Genomic DNA, 16213 nt, shown 5'->3' on the forward strand with positions numbered 1-16213 from the left:
GACGGAAACTGACGTATACGTGAGTCTTGTGAGCCGTTATCCACCGCTATACTGCGGTCGTGAGCGGTTTTAATCCATCGGCATCACTGATTAAGGGCTTCTGACGCACCATGCATATCCATATTCTGGGAATCTGCGGTACCTTCATGGGCAGCCTGGCGGTACTGGCAAGGGAGCTGGGGCATAAAGTGACCGGGTCAGACCAGGGCGTCTACCCACCCATGAGCACCCAGCTGGAAGCCCAGGGTATCGAGCTGATGGAGGGCTACCGGCCGGAGAATCTGAAGCCGGCACCGGACCTGGTGTTGATCGGTAACGCCATGTCCCGGGGCAATCCTGAGGTGGAGGCGGTGCTGAACCGTAACCTGGACTATATGTCCGGGCCCGAATGGCTGGCGCGGGAGGTGCTGAAGGACCGCTGGGTGCTGGCCGTGGCCGGTACCCATGGCAAGACCACGACCACGTCCATGCTGTTGTGGATCCTCGAGCAGAGCGGCTTCGAAGCCGGCTATCTGGTGGGCGGTGTGCCGAAGGATTTCCCTGTTTCCGCCCGCCTGGGCAACAGTGATTTTTTCGTGATTGAGGCCGACGAGTACGACAGCGCTTTCTTCGACAAGCGCTCCAAGTTCGTTCACTACCGTCCGCACACCTGCGTTCTCAATAACCTGGAATTCGACCACGCGGACATTTTCGACAATGTGGAAGCCATTGAGCGCCAGTTCCATCACCTGGTGCGCACGGTTCCGTCGAAAGGCACCATTATCAGGCCCGCCGTTGACCATCACCTCGACCAGGCGCTGGAAATGGGGTGCTGGAGCCCGGTGCAGACGACTGCCATCGGCAGCGAGGCTGCTGCCCCGGACTGGCGCGCGGAGTTACTGGCGGACGATGGTTCCAGTTTCATGCTGATCCACCACGAACAGCCGGTAGCCACGGTGAACTGGGCCATGACCGGCCTGCACAATGTTCGCAACGCCCTGTCCGCGATAGCGGCTGCCCGCCATGTGGGCGTCACCCCGGACCATGCCGTCTCGGCCCTCAACCGTTTTGGTGGGGTCAAGCGGCGGATGGAGCTGCTGGCGGACGTCAACGGCATCCGGGTCTACGATGATTTTGCCCATCACCCCACTGCCATTGCCACCACGCTGGATGGCCTGCGTAACCAGGTTGGCGACGAGTTGATCATTGCGCTGGTCGAGCCCCGTTCCAATACCATGCAGCAGGGCGTGCACCGGGAGAGGCTGTTGGCAAGCGCCGATCTTGCAGACCGCGTGATCTGGGCCAATACAGGCAAGGCCGAATGGCTGACGTCCCTGATGGCGGAGTACCGGGGCAGTGGCGGCGACCCTGACCGCCACCAGAGTGACGACACCATAGACGGGCTGATCCGGCGGGTGCTGGCAGAGGTTTCCGAGCCCTGTCATGTGGTGATCATGAGTAACGGAGGTTTTGGTGGTATTCACCAGCGCCTTGTAGCCCGCCTGGAGGAGAATAACGGTCATGGCCGCTGAGAGCCCCCACTCCCGAACCATTAACCTGGCAATGACCGGTGCATCCGGCGCCCAGTACGGGTTGCGTCTGCTGCAGTGCCTGGTGGCCCAGGGCTGCCGTGTTAACGTTATGGTCAGTAAAGCCGCCCGGGTGGTGCTGGCCACTGAGACCGATGTGCAGTTGCCCGGCTCAACCAGTGGAGCGCTGGCCGTCCTGGTGGCCTATACCGGTGCGAAGGACGGACAGCTCAAGGTGTTCGGGCACGAAGACTGGTTTGCCCCGCCGGCTTCCGGCTCGGGCGAGCCCTCGCCCCTGGTTATCTGCCCCTGCAGTACCGGTACCCTGTCGGCACTGGCCACCGGCGCCAGTAACAACCTGATTGAACGGGCAGGCGATGTGGCTCTCAAGGAACGTCGCCAACTGATCCTGGTGCCACGGGAAGCGCCTTATTCCGAGGTGCACCTGGAGAATATGCTCAGGTTGACCCGTATGGGGGTTGTCATCATGCCCGCAAGTCCTGGCTTCTATCACCGCCCGGCATCGGTGGACGACCTGGTGGACTTTATTGTGGCCCGGTTGCTGGATCATCTGGGGCTGCCACAGGCTCTTGTGCCCCGCTGGGGTGAGGGGCGGGCAGATGCTTGAGCAGTTTGGGGCTGCCATCCAGCAGGTGAACCTGTCCACGCCGGTGCTGCGCCTGTTTGGTACAACCCTGGCGCTGCTGCTGTTTGTGCTGGTGTCCCGCGCGTTACTTTCCAAGTTGATCCGCACCGGTATCCAGGCCCCGGAACTGCGGCGCAAATGGCTGGTGCAGACCCGCAATGGCCTGATCCTGTTGTTCCTGCTCGGGCTTGTGCTGATCTGGGGTCAGGAGCTGCGCACCCTGGCCCTGTCCATCGTGGCCATTGCCGTGGCCTTTGTGGTGGCTACCAAGGAGCTGATCCTCTGTTTCATTGGCTCTCTGGTGAAGGGTGGTGCCCGGTCTTTCAATATTGGTGACCGCATACAGGTGAAGGATTTCCGTGGGGACGTTATCGACCAGAACCTGCTGGCGACCACCATCATGGAGGTGGGGCCGGGCAAGCTGACCCATCAGCGCACTGGTCGTGCCACGGTGATACCCAACTCCCTGTTCGTCTCGGAGCCGGTGATCAACGAAAGCTTTACCCAGGATTATGTCCTGCACGTATTCACCGTGCCCTTCAAGCGGGACGATAACTGGCAACTGGCGCAGCAGGTGCTGCTGGACTGTGCCCGGGCCCAGTGTGAGCCATACCTGGAATCCGCCCGCAAATACATGCGCCGTCTCGGCGACCGTCGTGGCCTGGAAGTGCCCGTGGTGGATCCACGGGTCAGCCTGCAGGTACCGCTGGCCGGTGAGATTCATCTGGTCGTGCGCTTCCCCTGCCGCCAGGGACAGCGCAGTGCCATCGAACAGGCGATTCTGCTGGACGCCTTTGGCAGTCATGATTTTTCGGGCAAGCGGAAAGAGGGTGACGAGGAGGGCGAAGAGCCGTCTGCTGTCATTGAATGAGTCAGACCGGGTAGGTGGTGTGCACAAACAGGGAACGCACGCGCGGTCAATCTTCTGATTGGCGAGATGATTTACTAGAAGAATGACTGTGGGGTTTCTTGTGTCTGACCACTTCCTGGGGAAGGAAATGGTGCCGAGGAGAGGACTTGAGTCTCCTTGGGTTAAAGGAAGTTGCTCGCTGAATCAATAACCTACTAGGTTTCAGAGTCTTACGGCTATCACAGGTGTGTTAAAACTGTGAGTTAAGCCATGGGATCTGCGCCTTCATACGTTACGAAACGCAAGGAAACTTATTACTTTCAACTTCACGTGCCTGCTGGCGTACAATCACCGAAAAGATTGATCCGGCGAAGTCTGCGTACCAAGTGCCGTCAACAGGCAATTGCGCAGGCTCGAAAGTGGTGGGTAGAGTTGGTGGCTAATAATTTTCAATGGGAAGAGAGTGCACGGGAGCAGGATAGTCGCCTTTCTCGTGGCAAGAGGTTGTATGAACGTCTGAAAGACCATGAGCGTCAAACCCAGTATCACAATGGCGAGACTGACCCCTCTGCTATTGAGGATTTTATGGAGTCGATGACTGCCAAAGATTGGGAAGACCTGAGTAATTATTCGAACTATATCGGTCAGCTGAAAAGCGATGATCTCTCGGATTCAAGCCGCCCGGAAGATCGCGCGTATGCTGATTCATCCAAAAGAAATGGTGATTTGGCGACAGACACCGTATTAAGAGCAATTGAGGAAACTCGTCAACACAGCGCACTTGCTGCCCGGGGAATCGAAGAGACGGGTAAACCCTTGAGTGAGTTGGTGGATATTTATATCCGCGACAAGGCGAGAAAATCTCGTCCAGCTAAAACCTCAATGGACAAGGGGTTGTTTGATATAGAAACGGAACTCCAGCGTTTGATTATGTTCGTTGGTGATGTGCCGAACCATGAGCTGACAAAAAAGATCCTGAAGCAAGGCTACATTGACCGGCGTGCGGGGCTGCCTAACATGTTGCACCGCAACGTCAAGTACATAGATGGAAAACAGCGAAAGATCGACCGTTTGACTGGGAAGGTGGCGCAGGACCAGAAAGGGAAGCCCAAGGACGTTCCCATCTACAAACCGATAGATCAAATTCTTGAGATCGCCCGCAATTCAACCGGAACCAAGTTCCATACAGCCCGGACTATCAACAATGAATTCACCACTATTGCCACCTTTCTGAGGGCAATGGAGCTTTACGGATTGATTGAAAAGGGGCTGGCAGATTATCTAGTTAGTAATAAGCTGGAAGGTGACGACGAATCAACGGTCATCCCTTTCAGCCCGGACGATTTGAAATTATTGTTTAACAACGAAACTTACCGCAATGGTCTGCTGTTCGATAAGCCTCACTGTCACTGGTTGCCGCTTATTTCCCTCTACCATGGAAACCGCATAGGGGAAATGGCAATGCTGTATGTCGATGATCTGATACCGGTTACCATTGAGACCGAAGGGCAGTCTCAAACCATTTGGGTATTCCTCATTCAACGGAATATTGAGCGCAGGCAAGGTAGAAAAAATAAGCAATCCGCACGGATTGTTCCAGTGCATCAGTCGTTGATTGAGCTGGGTTTGATTGAATATCGCCAGCAGTTAATCCATTCAGGGGAACAGAGGCTATTCCCTGCAGAAAAGCCCAGTGGCGGCGAGAACTGGGGTAATAGAACGTCCGCTTGGTTCAACAATAGCTTTGATGGAAATACCGATCACGGAAAGGGGTTTGTTGAATGGTGTGGTATTCAGAAGCATTTAACTATCGATGGAGTGGTTAAGAAAAAGGTCTTTCATAGTTTGCGTAAAAACTGGAGCACACAGGCAAAGCGGCTAAAACTAGATCGTGACATGCGCCGAGAAATCACCGGGCATGGGGAAGGGCAGAGTTTAGATGTGCATGCTCGCACGTATGAGGATAACTATGAGCTTTGGCAACAAAAGATAGAATTGGATAGGGTTCAGTTCGATTTTGATCTATCTGCGATAAGAAAATGGACCGGTCCTGCATAATTCGGGGCTGTTATAGTGTGTACTTAGTGGAACCACCACCAAATAAACAGCACTGGTCCGAACAGTAGGGATATGACCCTGACCCACATGGGCAGGGCACCCCATTCTTCCCAGCTGTTGTAGACATATTCATTGAAGTAGCTGATACAGAGCATCGATACCGTGAACCAGATGAAGACCATCATCACCGACAGCAAAATAATCAAATTTCCACCTCATGCATTAGCTAAGTGAGCCATTCGCCGGATCAGCAGTTCACCCCATTCCTCACACGCGGTTTGATTGGGCATAAACGCTCCAAGCCCACCATCCACAAACCCGGCATTCACCATCAGGGCTATCAACAGCTGGTCCCGGCTCAACTGAAGGGCATCAGCCCAGTCCTGAAAAGCCTGAAGGTGTTCCCCCGAAAGCCCGGTAATAACCAGATTCTTTTTCTTCGTTGGTGTCATTGAATACTCCATCAAGGTGACCCCGGTATTTATGGTCACCCCGATGAAGAACCGGTGTCAGTCGTCAGAATCCCCGCGTAACCGGGCTTCAGCTTCACGGTATGCGATTTCCCATGAATCCGTGGAAACGGGCATACCGTCATCACCAAGGGGCGCTACACCGTCTCTCCGGCGCTTTTCCGCGATCTTGGCAATGTAATCAGCTGACATAGGATTGATCCCACGACTTCTGTCAGCTGCGTCTGAAATGGAGTCTTGGAAGTGGTCGTATTCTTCGGGGAACCGGTCAATGTGGATTTTCCGGGCAAGTTCTTCGATTTCGGCTTTCAGGCGATCTTCCCGGTCAATGGCTTCAATCTCGCTGGCGGTTTTCCCGGCGCGGGCTTCCCGTCCTTTTCGGAGTTCTTCTTTTTTGAATCGGTTCATAGCATCACCTCACTGGATGAAAAAACGAAAGGTCATGGCGTTGCATCGGCTAATGGTCAATGCGCGTATCTGCGCGGCGTGGTGGGCACGATCCAGAATCAGCACTTCCCGGACCGGGTTTTCATACCGGAGTTCTTCGAACCACTGGCGGTAGAAGAAGGGGACAGCAGTTTTCAGATCACCGGCATAGGTGAACAGCTCACAGCGGATCATCTCACCGGGAACATTCAGCTGTTCGCGAATCCGAGACTGTTCCCGGAATACCGGGCTGTGGTGTATCAGTGCGTTGTATATCTCGTGCTGGAATCCAAGACTGGTAGAGTCGAAGTCATAGGTTTCAGGGGTGAAACCGTGTTCCAGCAATAAGGCAGGAAAATCAGGAAAACTCATGGTCACGAACCTTCGTTGTTGGCTTGCCTGTGATCCGCCAACTCTCCAGAAGGTGCGTGACCATTATACCGTTATGTGGGCACCCCGTCAGTACACGCCAGCCGGACCCATAGTCAGCAGGCGACCGTCTTTGCCCAGATAGTCACCAATGCGCCAATAATCGGCATCGTCTCCCCCGATCAGACGAAAGTCCGTTCCTGATTCGTGGAATAGGCTGAACTTCTTCAACTTCTTAAACAGAACCTTCTTGGCTTTCAGGTAGAATTTGGGCGGCATCGGGTTCGTGATTGCCAAGTGTAGATGGGGCTGGTGGTTCGCCTGTTTTTCGATACAGCCGAATCCTTTGAATCCTTTGTTTTTGTCGCGGTACTTTGACCCGAACAGGTCAGAGTTTATGAAGTGCAACAGGTTGTTCGCCTTCTTCATCAACGTCTGATCTGGCACCAGCCAACGACCATCGTCATTCCGGTAGCGGATGCGGGGTTCCTGAACGGTCAAGGTCAGTAAAGCCGTTGGCTTCATATCGAAAGCCAGCCGGGACATTCCCCGTTTCAAGGCTTCCCGCGTGAACGCGGTGGTTTCATAGTTGATCATTGGGGATTGGGCTTCGCCCAATACACCCCGTTGGGGTGTCTGTACTACTGTGTTCATTTTGTTGTCTCACTTTTATTATTGTTATTGTCACTTCCTTCCCCTTACAGGTACGGACAGACATAGCTTCGCCATCAAGAGCCGTCCCGAAGGTGGTGGTTCCTGTTGGTAAAGGGTGGGCAGAATCCCTGCACGGCAGCGGTGCCCATCCCAACAAAAAATGTCCAGAAATATGTAGGCGCACTTTCTGGAATTTTTGCCCTTTTATTGATTGTTAATTGTGATTACAAACTCAACACTAATCGCTTTTTTCGATTATCCGGTAGCACCCCCAGAACACTTTCCCCGGAAATACATCCAGTTCTCTGTAGTGTCATCCTGCTCATACCGGTGCAGGTACTCCCCCAACGCCTGAAGCACTAGATTCGACTGACTGAAACCTGTTTGCCGGGATACATCGTCCAGCTGCTCAACGATGTAATGGGGAAGCGAGAAGTTCTTTTTGGTGGTCTTGGGTGTAGTCATGGAGCACTCCTGCAATATTGTTTACTACACAGGTATGTATCTTTTTCGGATTTCATCGACTTTCGTAGTCCATTCGACCTGCCACTTTGGGTACACCCGTTAGATACACCTAAAAAACTGTCTCACTGAGGTCTTTTTCACGGTATAATTGACACTTCTCCTTTGGCTCAAAAGTCATAGGAGACACAGCGGCGAATTCACCACCATGAGGAAATACCATGGAATTCATCTATCGTCGTGTGTCCAGCACTGACCAGAAAACCGACCGCCAGCTACCCGGATGGAAAGCAGACCGGGAATATGAAGACAAGCTGTCTGGTAAAGACCTGAACCGCCCCCAGCTGACCGCCATGCTTCAAACACTTCGTGAAGGGGATGTGGTTCATGTTCACGAACTCAGCCGTCTAGGTCGATCTGTGCGTGATTTGCTGGATGTTGTTCAGCAAATCGTGGATGCCGGAGCAACGATTCACTTCCACAAAGAAAACCTTCGGTTCGAACCGAGCAAAGAAGACCCCTTTCAGAAGTTGATGTTGACCCTGCTGTCATCTGTTGCGGAATTCGAGCGGAGCTGTATTAAGCAGCGTCAACGTGAAGGAATCGCCATAGCCAAAGCACAGGGACGTTACAAAGGTCGCCAAAGCCGGTTCAGTGACGGTCAGCTGGATCAGATCAGGAAAGAGTTCGACGAAGAACGGAACAAGACTGCCCTAGCTAAGCGGTGGGGTGTCAGTCGCGGGTATTTGTACAAGATTGCTGCGAAGGGGGGAAGCACAATGAATTATCAGTTTTGATCAAACGGTCTAGTGCGTATAAGTTACACCTAACGCACTAGACGGTCTTACTAAAAATGCAAAAACCTTTACTACAATTCCTGATACTGAAATCTTAAAAAGCGAAAGTTTTTGGTAAATGTTGCACGGGAATATGAGTCTAAATCAATATCAAGAGATTCTAGATCATCTTCGCTAAACTTGTCCCTGTTTAACGTTAAGATATACTGTTTTTTTGACAGTAAGTGCAGATTCTCGCCTATAAAGTTGATGCTCTTTATGAGAGTGTCTTGATCAACGTCAAATATATTGTCGTGCACCAGAAACTTCGGATGCCGTTTAGAGGTTTTCGGGTTTGTCAGTAAAGAAAAGTCGTACAAAAATACCTTTTCTCTGTTTATGCTGTGGCTGCCATCTGAGTCAGTGCGCAGCTCAAACTTAACGATTTCTTTGTTCTTGGAAACCGAAATCTCAAACGAGCTTTTGCGATTGCCAAATATATAATCATGCATGTCCAGAATGCTTCTTTCGAAGGAGTCAATAACTTCCTTTGCATGATCTACATAGCTTTCTAGCAAATAAACGGCGCTCTCCCGCTCTCGCTTTTTGTTTTTATATTCGTTGTCATATTCAGAGTGTTTCTTTAAAAAAGAGGAAAGCGCCGAGTACTCTTCAATTTTCTTTTCATGAATCGATATTGTTTGTTTTAGGCTGACCAGAAAACCTTCTTGGTCCAGCAAAGATAGCTTCTCTCGGTAGCTTTTGGTTAGTAGTCTAACTCTATCGTCAATATCTTTGATTTCGCTTTCTAAAGATGTTCTCTTTTCTTCAATTAAGCTTCGTTGAAATTCATCTATTTTGCGTTTGAATCTCGTTACTTCATTAATGTCGCGCTTAATAAGGTCGCCCAGTCCATCCTTGAATTGGTTATATAATTCGGCAACTTCATCGGCATCTATATAGTTGTCGCCACGAAAAAGCTTGATCTTAGAGATTTCAGACTTGAGAACGCCTTGTCTTGATCTTTCATCTTCAAGCCTATTTTCTATTTCAATAATCTCGTCCTTTACTGCGTCGTAACCTTCAGTGTTTTCGAGTTGATCAATATCTTTTTGGATTCTTTGAACCTGATTCTCGAGTTCGTTTAGGTCGGACTTAGATTCCGAAATATTTTTGTTGGTTATTGCTGAAATGTTTTGCTCCATTTTTCTGCGAGCTTTTGATATTTTGTCCATCTCAGTATATAAGAACTTTGCCTCATTATAGGGCGACGGGTCTACATTGAGTAAAAAAAGGTGCGGTGTATAGTCCGATGGAATGCGCCTATTAGTATCAAAACAATTTATGATCGATTTGAATTCAGAGCCCTCATCTCGCATTAGGGGACCCATCATGGTTCTGAAGGATGGTGGGCTTTCATATTCTTCACTAGGAAAAAGCAAAGTGGTTAGGTGCTCGTTGGCATCAGAAACTTTTGAATAGCTAGTTTTCTTGCCATTGACTATCAAAACAGGACAGTCTGGGCTAGATAACGTTCGTCTAGATGTGATTTGGTTTCCATTGATCTCGAAATCAAGACAAATGACCGTATCTAAAGCTAAATCCTCTTTGGGTATTAAAGAAACCCGGCTGTCTGAATAGCGTTTCAAGAGCGAGAAATTAATAAACTCAATGGCTAGCGATTTTCCTACGCCATTTGTTTTCTTGCTACCTTCGGTGGTTTCGCCTAGTATAAGGTTGAACCCTTCCTCAAAAAAGATAGGGTCAAAAACCTCTGGTTCGCTGTATAGTTTAGTGATTTTTAACATTTTTAATCAGATACGGTTCGGAAAAGTCGATGAGGTCCAGAGAGTATAGGAAAATCATCCCATAATATATGCTTCGGGCACTTAGTCTGCTTGAGTTTCGCAAGTTTTTTGCCAATTCAAATATGCTGACTCTTTGATCTTCGCTCTTCTCAACCTCCATTAGTATCTTGTATCCCACGAATGGAGCAGACTTCGTTAAATCGTCATCTTTAGTGAATAGGTTAGCCATCTACCACTTCCTTGTTCGGAAAAACATTGCATCGTACCAGATGTTGCATTATATAAAATTGTGCCGCTCCGGTATCTGCCTCAAATCCATTCTTCTGCAACAAGTCTAGAAAATAATCCATCAACTCAGTAAGTGCTTTTTTCGGGTCGCCATCATTCTTCGTTAATAGCGTGTCGCTGGATAATCTTAAATGCTGTGCAACGCGTCTAATTTTCACCTGAGAAATATCCGACTCTTTTTCAACGGCATTTAATACCGCTCCGTAGTCTTGGTAAAGGGTAAAGAATTCGCTTTTTAAGAAGTCAGCGTGATCAGAAAATCGTTGATTAATCTTGTGATCTGGGAAAGGCTCTTCAAGAGTGCCTTCGCCTATCGCCGGATGATCTTCATTGCTTATCAATTCGATTAGTCGAAGGATTGTGTCAACGTTTCTTGGTAAACTTTCCGTCGGCTTTACATAAAGGTGTTGGTCTAAAAAAGTTTTTATTGACTCAATTTCATGTAACTTGAGGTTGTTAATCTTCTTTATCAGGTCACCAATGTCCCATATATCGTTCTTGGTATTAATTTTAAACGTTTCATCACCAATGGTTGGCGGGGTGTGATTGCTTTTCTTTGATATGTTCAGGATTATTAGCCTGTCATATTTTTCATGCAGCTTTTTCTCAATAAATTTTGTAACAGTTTTCTTTGTCTTTGATAGGGCGGATGTAGAAGTAACTTGGATCGCGATACGGTTCTTCTGGTCACCGAGGTCGATCGCTGCTGAATTTTGGTCAATGCTATTGATGTTGATGAAGCTGGTATTTAATGACAGGTTCAGCAGGTCGCGGTAGAAGTTCTCAGCCTGAACGTTTATATCTGTAAGGTTCAGTTTGTTGTGAAATTCTACCTGTTTCGAGAGCCACGAAAGTGAAGCAATGATTGATTTAATATAGTCTTGCAGGTTCATTGCAGCTTCTCATTGGGGTCGATGCGTTGAGACCAGAATGGGTGACGAGTTAACAGCATGGTAACGAAAGTTCCCCTGTTATTACAGGGCTCTAGTCGTAATGGGTGGGGCTGCTCTGAGCGTAGGTGCAGGTGTGCTTCTTGGCAAGGTGTTAAATGACCAATTGCCGGTTCTGGTCGTGGCTAACACGTCATCGCTTTGGGGCTTAGTCGATGTTGGGGTGGCAGTAAAGGGTGAGTATGAAACTGGGAAAATAGAAGTGGTTTAGGCAGGTGTGTTAAAGTCGGGATTTTCTAACCCAAGCACCTGTTTTGTGAAGCTTGTAAGGTATTGATTCGACCATCCAATAGAGGGAAAGGATGGTGCCGAGGAGAGGACTTGAACCTCCACGGGGTTGCCCCCACTAGCACCTGAAGCTAGCGTGTCTACCAATTTCACCACCTCGGCAGGTGACTACAACTTTGAGCTATCTTACTGAATTCCTGATTGAATTCAAGCTCTCTGCTGCTGATTGAGGGTTTGTCCCTCAACCGATGGCGCGTACTTTAATAATTCGTTTCGGGGCTGTCAAACATTTTTTGCCCCGGGTGCGTAAAAATTTCGCCTGTAGGCATGATCCCTTAACAGGATTTGGTGCGCCGGTTAGGTAGGAGAGGGGGCGGGGCGTTATACTGCCGACACATTCATGCCAGACCCGACGCTTTCCAGTGTCTTGTCGGTCCGGGTAATTCGCCAGGGTTCTGACCGTTACGGTCGCAGAGCCCTGCCGAATTAACCGGACATCAGACGGGGCGTCCGGGTCTGGGTGTCGGCCTGTGTCGGCATTATCCAGAGGAAAAAGAGAAACATGGTTTCCAGAAAAGAACCACACGATCCCCATGCGGATCGCGAAGCACAGAAATATGACAACCCCATACAGAGCCGGGAGTTCATCCTGGATCATCTGCGCCAGCGGGGCGCGCCGGCCACCCATGAGACTCTGTGTGAAGAGCTCGGTCAAACCAGCGAGGAGGGCATCGAGGCCCTGCGTCGCCGGCTGATCGCGATGTGCCGGGACGGGCAGATGATTTGCAACCGCAAGGGGCGTTACCTGCCCATTGATGAGGCAGATCTGGTCACCGGCAAGGTCTCCGGCCACAAGGATGGCTTTGGCTTCCTGATGCCGGATGATGGTGGCTCGGACCTGTTCCTCAGTGCGCGCGAAATGCGCCAGGTGTTCCACGGCGATCGGGTGGCGGCCCGGGTTGAAAGCGTGGACGACCGCGGTCGCCGCGAAGGCAAGGTCGTAGAGGTGCTGGAGCGCCGCACGACGCAAACCGTCGGGCGGCTGTTCCGGGAAAACGGCATCTCCTTTGTGGTGCCGGAAAACCCCCGCATCAACAACGAGATCATGATTGCCGAGCAGGATTGTGGTGAAGCACGCCACGGTCAGTATGTGGTGGTGGATATCGTTCGTCATCCCACCCAACGCACCAAGCCCACCGGCCGGGTGGTGGAAGTGCTGGGTGAGCACATGGCGCCGGGCATGGAGATCGACGTCGCCATCCGTTCCTACGATATTCCCCATAACTGGCCAGAGGAAGTGGGGCGTCAGGCGGCGGCTATTCCTGAGGAAGTGCGCCCGGAACACAAGGAGCACCGGGTCGACATTCGCCACCTGCCGCTGGTGACTATCGACGACGAAACTGCCAGGGATTTTGATGACGCCATCTACTGCGAGCCCCGGCCCCGGGGTGGCTATCGGTTGCTGGTGGCCATTGCTGACGTATCCCACTATGTGCGGCCGGGCACACCGCTGGATGAGGAGGCTATTAACCGTGGCAACTCGGTGTACTTCCCGGATCATGTGGTGCCCATGTTGCCGGAGAAACTGTCCAACGGCCTGTGCTCCCTGAATCCGGGTGTCGACCGGCTGTGCATGGTGGCGGACATGACGATCAGCGCCTCGGGCCGCATCAGCAGCTATAAGTTCTATCAGGGCGTTATGCACAGCCATGCCCGCCTGACTTATAACAAGGTCAGCAAGATGCTGGAGCATCCGGATACCGAGCAGGGCATCGGGCTGAGTCAGCTTTATTCAGATATCCTGCCCCAGATCCATGATCTCTACGCCCTTTACAAGATAATGCGTAAGGCTCGCACCGAGCGAGGGGCGATCGACTTCGAGACTACCGAGACCAAGGTGGTCTTCGATGCCGACCGCAAGATCGAGGAAATCGTGCCGGTACAGCGCAACGATGCCCACAAGATCGTCGAGGAGTGCATGCTGTGCGCCAACGTCGCCACGGCACGGTTTCTCAAGAAGTACAAGGTTCCTTCACTGTACCGGGTTCATGACGGGCCCTCGGAAGAGCGGCTGCAGGCGGTGCGTCTGTTCCTGGGTGAGCTGGGCCTGGATCTGGGTGGGGGTGACAAGCCCACGTCGGCGGACTATCAGGCATTGCTGGCGAGTATCAAGGATCGCCCCGATGCCAATGTCATCCAGATGGTCATGCTTCGCTCGCTGAGCCAGGCGGTCTACAGCCCGGACGAGAGTGGCGGCCACTTTGGCCTGGGTTTCGCCAGCTATGCACACTTCACCTCGCCCATCCGGCGCTACCCCGACCTGATTGTGCATCGTGGCATCAAGTCCATGATCCATCGCCAGGCCGAAACCGCCGATGCGGTGCAGCCAGAAGAGCGCGACCCGGATCTGGCGCACTATCCCTATGACCACGCCCGTATGGTCCAGCTGGGGGAGCACTGCTCCATGACCGAGCGCAGGGCGGATGATGCCACCCGGGATGTCATGGCGTGGCTCAAGTGCGAGTTCCTGCGTGAGCATGTGGGTGAGATCTACGACGGGGTGATTGCAGCCGTCGTACCCTTTGGCTTCTTTGTGCAGCTGGAGGGCATCTATATCGAAGGGCTGGTTCATATATCCACCCTCAGTGGTGATTACTATCATCACGACGCTGCCAAGCATCGCCTGGTGGGTGAGCGGACGTCGGTCAGTTACCACATGGGTGATGAGGTCCGCGTGCAGGTGGTGCGGGTGGATCTCGACGATCGCAAGATCGATCTGGAGCTGGTCAGTGAGCCTGCCCGGCGTTCCGGCGGCCGCAAGGCTTCCGGCAAGTCGGGGGGCAAGGCCTCTCAGGGCAAGTCAGCGGAAGGTAAGGGGCCGGACGGCAAGGCAAAGAAAGGCCGGTCCCGCGCTGGTAAGCCATCCGCCAAGGACCAGCTGGCGGCCGACGCGGCACGGGAGGCATCGGGCAAATCGGCCGGCAAGCCCGGTGGCAAGTCCGGTTCCCGTAGGGGTGGTGGTCGCAAGAAAACCGGCGCCAGCCGCTAACCGGAAAGGAAGATCGACGTGTCGGAAGAGTTTGTATTTGGCTGGCATGCCGTTGACGCGGTACTGAAAAAGGAGCCTGAGCGCCTGCAGCAGGTATGGATCCAGCAGGGGCGGCAGGATCGGCGGGTAAAGCAGATTACCGAAGGGCTCGACCAGCTGGGCGTGCGCTGGCAGGTGGTTCACCGTAAAGAGCTCGATAGCCGGGTGGCCGGTGCTCACCAGGGCGTTGTGGCTCAGGTAACCGAAAGCCGTGAGTGGTCTGAGGATGATCTCTACGCCATGCTGGCGGGCCGCTCAGAGCCGCCGCTGCTGCTTATCCTGGATGGGGTGACGGACCCCCACAATCTTGGCGCCTGCATGCGTACCGCAGACGCCGCCGGTGTGGCCGCAGTGATTGTGCCCAAGGACAAGTCCGCCACCCTGAATCCCACCGCACGGAAGGTGGCCTGTGGTGCAGCGGAAACTGTCCCATTTGTGCGGGTCACCAATCTCGCCCGCTGCCTGCGTACTCTTCAGGAGCAGGGTGTCTGGCTGATCGGCACTGCCGGTGAGGCGCAGGCCACCCTCTACCAGGCCGACTTCAACGGTCCGGTGGGTCTGGTGATGGGTGCCGAAGGCAAGGGCATGCGCCGTCTGACCCGGGACCACTGCGATCACCTGATCAAGATCCCCATGCATGGCCTGGTGGACAGCCTGAATGTGTCTGTAGCCACCGGAGTGTGCCTGTATGAAGCCGTCCGGCAACGACAGCAGGCCCGATAACTTGCAAGCTGCCTCCCAGGGGCATAGAATGCGTCACCCCTTTTTTAAGGGGCGGGGTTGTATTGCCTGAATAACCTGGCCATGTGTCGGATTTTATAGGCAATTTCCCGGAAACCGGCAGCCTGGCTGCCGACTCCTTGCTTCCTTCAGAGCTGATACACCTGTCGGAGGCTGTTCAAACCGTAGGGAGAAAACATGCGTCACTACGAAATCGTATTCATGGTGCATCCCGATCAGAGCGAGCAGGTGCCCGCGATGATCGAGCGTTACACCGGCCTCATCACCGATGATGGCGGTCAGATTCACCGTCTTGAGGATTGGGGGCGCCGTCACCTGGCCTATCCGATCAACAAGATCCACAAGGCTCACTACGTCCTGATGAACGTTGAATGTTCCCAGGCTGCCCTTGACGAGCTGGCTCACAACTTCCGTTTCAACGATGCGATCATCCGTGAACTGGTGATCCGTCGTGATGGTCCGGATACTGAAATGTCTCCGATGAAAGCATCTGAGTCCCGGGAAGATCGTCGCTCCGACGACCGTCCTCCGCGTCGCAACACTGAGAATACTGAAAACAGTGAGCGTCGTGAGGAGCGTCAGGAGAAGTCGTCCCAGGACGAAGAAGAGTAATTGCCCCCCATCCGGAGTTGAGGAGTTAATCAATGGCTCGTTTTTTCAGACGTCGTAAGTTCTGCCGCTTCACGGCAGAGGGTGTCAAGGAGATCGATTACAAGGATCTGGACACCCTGAAAGGTTATGTAACCGAAACCGGCAAGATCGTGCCCAGCCGTATTACCGGCACCAAGGCCCGTTATCAGCGTCAGCTGTCGACCGCCATCAAACGCGCTCGCTACCTGGCCCTGCTGCCGTACACGGACAGCCACGACAACTAAGATCGTTCAGGATCCG

The 16213-nt window shown here is 52.6% G+C and carries 17 protein-coding genes, 1 tRNA gene and 1 pseudogene; 11 read left to right on the top strand and 8 right to left on the bottom strand.

All coding sequences use genetic code 11. The features are described 5' to 3' along the window. The first annotated feature begins 110 nt into the window (after positions 1-110). The 5 genes and pseudogenes from mpl (at position 111) to ACFOZ5_RS10295 (ending at position 5062) form a co-directional block, all read left to right on the top strand. On the top strand, positions 111-1511 hold the full coding sequence (mpl, locus tag ACFOZ5_RS10275; RefSeq protein WP_379886959.1) for a UDP-N-acetylmuramate:L-alanyl-gamma-D-glutamyl-meso-diaminopimelate ligase: 1401 nt from the start codon (positions 111-113) through the stop codon (positions 1509-1511). After that, complete coding sequence (locus tag ACFOZ5_RS10280; protein WP_379886960.1) at positions 1501-2136, top strand: flavin prenyltransferase UbiX; 636 nt, start codon at positions 1501-1503, stop codon at positions 2134-2136. The genes mpl and ACFOZ5_RS10280 overlap by 11 nt, the downstream gene beginning before the upstream one ends. Beyond that, on the top strand, positions 2129-3025 hold the full coding sequence (locus ACFOZ5_RS10285; protein ID WP_379886961.1) for a mechanosensitive ion channel domain-containing protein: 897 nt from the start codon (positions 2129-2131) through the stop codon (positions 3023-3025). Before ACFOZ5_RS10280 ends, ACFOZ5_RS10285 begins: the two co-directional genes overlap by 8 nt. A 249-nt stretch (positions 3026-3274) precedes the next feature. Further along, positions 3275-3427, top strand: a pseudogene (locus tag ACFOZ5_RS10290) (DUF6538 domain-containing protein); the annotation flags it as partial. Positions 3428-3439: 12 nt separating this feature from the next. After that, positions 3440-5062 (top strand): hypothetical protein, encoded by a 1623-nt coding sequence (locus tag ACFOZ5_RS10295; RefSeq protein WP_379887318.1) that lies wholly within the window; start codon positions 3440-3442, stop codon positions 5060-5062. Between the two features lie 23 nt (positions 5063-5085). Here ACFOZ5_RS10295 and ACFOZ5_RS10300 read toward each other — a convergent pair whose 3' ends face one another. The 3 genes from ACFOZ5_RS10300 to ACFOZ5_RS10310 are packed head-to-tail and all read right to left on the bottom strand — an operon-like array spanning position 5086 to position 5724. Continuing rightward, complete coding sequence (locus ACFOZ5_RS10300; RefSeq protein WP_379886962.1) at positions 5086-5268, bottom strand: hypothetical protein; 183 nt, start codon at positions 5266-5268, stop codon at positions 5086-5088. Between the two features lie 9 nt (positions 5269-5277). Then, complete coding sequence (locus ACFOZ5_RS10305) at positions 5278-5514, bottom strand: hypothetical protein (protein ID WP_379886963.1); 237 nt, start codon at positions 5512-5514, stop codon at positions 5278-5280. A gap of 57 nt (positions 5515-5571) precedes the next feature. Next, positions 5572-5724 carry a hypothetical protein gene (locus ACFOZ5_RS10310; protein WP_379886964.1) on the bottom strand — a complete coding sequence of 51 codons (153 nt, stop codon included), beginning with the start codon at positions 5722-5724 and terminating at the stop codon, positions 5572-5574. A gap of 45 nt (positions 5725-5769) precedes the next feature. Here ACFOZ5_RS10310 and ACFOZ5_RS10315 point away from each other — a divergent pair, with 45 nt between their 5' ends. Beyond that, entirely contained in the window at positions 5770-6306 is a 537-nt protein-coding gene (locus ACFOZ5_RS10315; RefSeq protein ID WP_379886965.1) for a hypothetical protein, read from the top strand. A 111-nt stretch (positions 6307-6417) separates the two neighbouring features. Here ACFOZ5_RS10315 and ACFOZ5_RS10320 read toward each other — a convergent pair whose 3' ends face one another. Continuing rightward, positions 6418-6924: a hypothetical protein gene (locus ACFOZ5_RS10320; RefSeq protein ID WP_379886966.1), complete on the bottom strand. Its 507-nt coding sequence runs from the start codon at positions 6922-6924 to the stop codon at positions 6418-6420. Between the two features lie 312 nt (positions 6925-7236). Further along, the gene (locus ACFOZ5_RS10325) at positions 7237-7446 is read right to left on the bottom strand and encodes a ribbon-helix-helix domain-containing protein (RefSeq protein WP_216007715.1); all 210 of its coding nucleotides are present in this window, start codon (positions 7444-7446) and stop codon (positions 7237-7239) included. Between the two features lie 218 nt (positions 7447-7664). On the opposite strand from ACFOZ5_RS10325, the gene ACFOZ5_RS10330 reads away from it, so the two are divergent. Continuing rightward, positions 7665-8240 (top strand): recombinase family protein, encoded by a 576-nt coding sequence (locus ACFOZ5_RS10330; RefSeq protein ID WP_379886967.1) that lies wholly within the window; start codon positions 7665-7667, stop codon positions 8238-8240. 71 nt (positions 8241-8311) lie between these two features. Here the strand turns inward: ACFOZ5_RS10330 and ACFOZ5_RS10335 are convergent, their stop codons facing one another. From ACFOZ5_RS10335 to ACFOZ5_RS10345, 3 genes are all read right to left on the bottom strand, one after another. Continuing rightward, positions 8312-10027: a DUF2326 domain-containing protein gene (locus ACFOZ5_RS10335; protein WP_379886968.1), complete on the bottom strand. Its 1716-nt coding sequence runs from the start codon at positions 10025-10027 to the stop codon at positions 8312-8314. A 221-nt stretch (positions 10028-10248) separates the two neighbouring features. After that, positions 10249-11208, bottom strand: a complete 960-nt coding sequence (locus tag ACFOZ5_RS10340) for an SMEK domain-containing protein (protein ID WP_379886970.1) — start codon at positions 11206-11208, stop codon at positions 10249-10251. A gap of 360 nt (positions 11209-11568) precedes the next feature. Further along, positions 11569-11655, bottom strand: a tRNA-Leu gene (locus tag ACFOZ5_RS10345). A gap of 400 nt (positions 11656-12055) precedes the next feature. On the opposite strand from ACFOZ5_RS10345, the gene rnr reads away from it, so the two are divergent. From rnr to rpsR, 4 genes are all read left to right on the top strand, one after another. Continuing rightward, positions 12056-14542 carry a ribonuclease R gene (gene rnr, locus ACFOZ5_RS10350; protein WP_379886972.1) on the top strand — a complete coding sequence of 829 codons (2487 nt, stop codon included), beginning with the start codon at positions 12056-12058 and terminating at the stop codon, positions 14540-14542. 18 nt (positions 14543-14560) lie between these two features. Continuing rightward, on the top strand, positions 14561-15304 hold the full coding sequence (gene rlmB / locus ACFOZ5_RS10355) for a 23S rRNA (guanosine(2251)-2'-O)-methyltransferase RlmB (RefSeq protein WP_379886973.1): 744 nt from the start codon (positions 14561-14563) through the stop codon (positions 15302-15304). A gap of 195 nt (positions 15305-15499) precedes the next feature. Next, positions 15500-15934, top strand: coding sequence for a 30S ribosomal protein S6 (gene rpsF / locus ACFOZ5_RS10360; protein ID WP_379886974.1), 435 nt, complete (start codon positions 15500-15502; stop codon positions 15932-15934). 32 nt (positions 15935-15966) lie between these two features. Beyond that, positions 15967-16197, top strand: a complete 231-nt coding sequence (gene rpsR, locus ACFOZ5_RS10365; RefSeq protein WP_189574908.1) for a 30S ribosomal protein S18 — start codon at positions 15967-15969, stop codon at positions 16195-16197. Positions 16198-16213: the final 16 nt, after the last annotated feature.

The sequence above is a fragment of the Marinobacter lacisalsi genome, assembly GCF_042651045.1.
GTDB classification, from domain to species: domain Bacteria; phylum Pseudomonadota; class Gammaproteobacteria; order Pseudomonadales; family Oleiphilaceae; genus Marinobacter; species Marinobacter lacisalsi.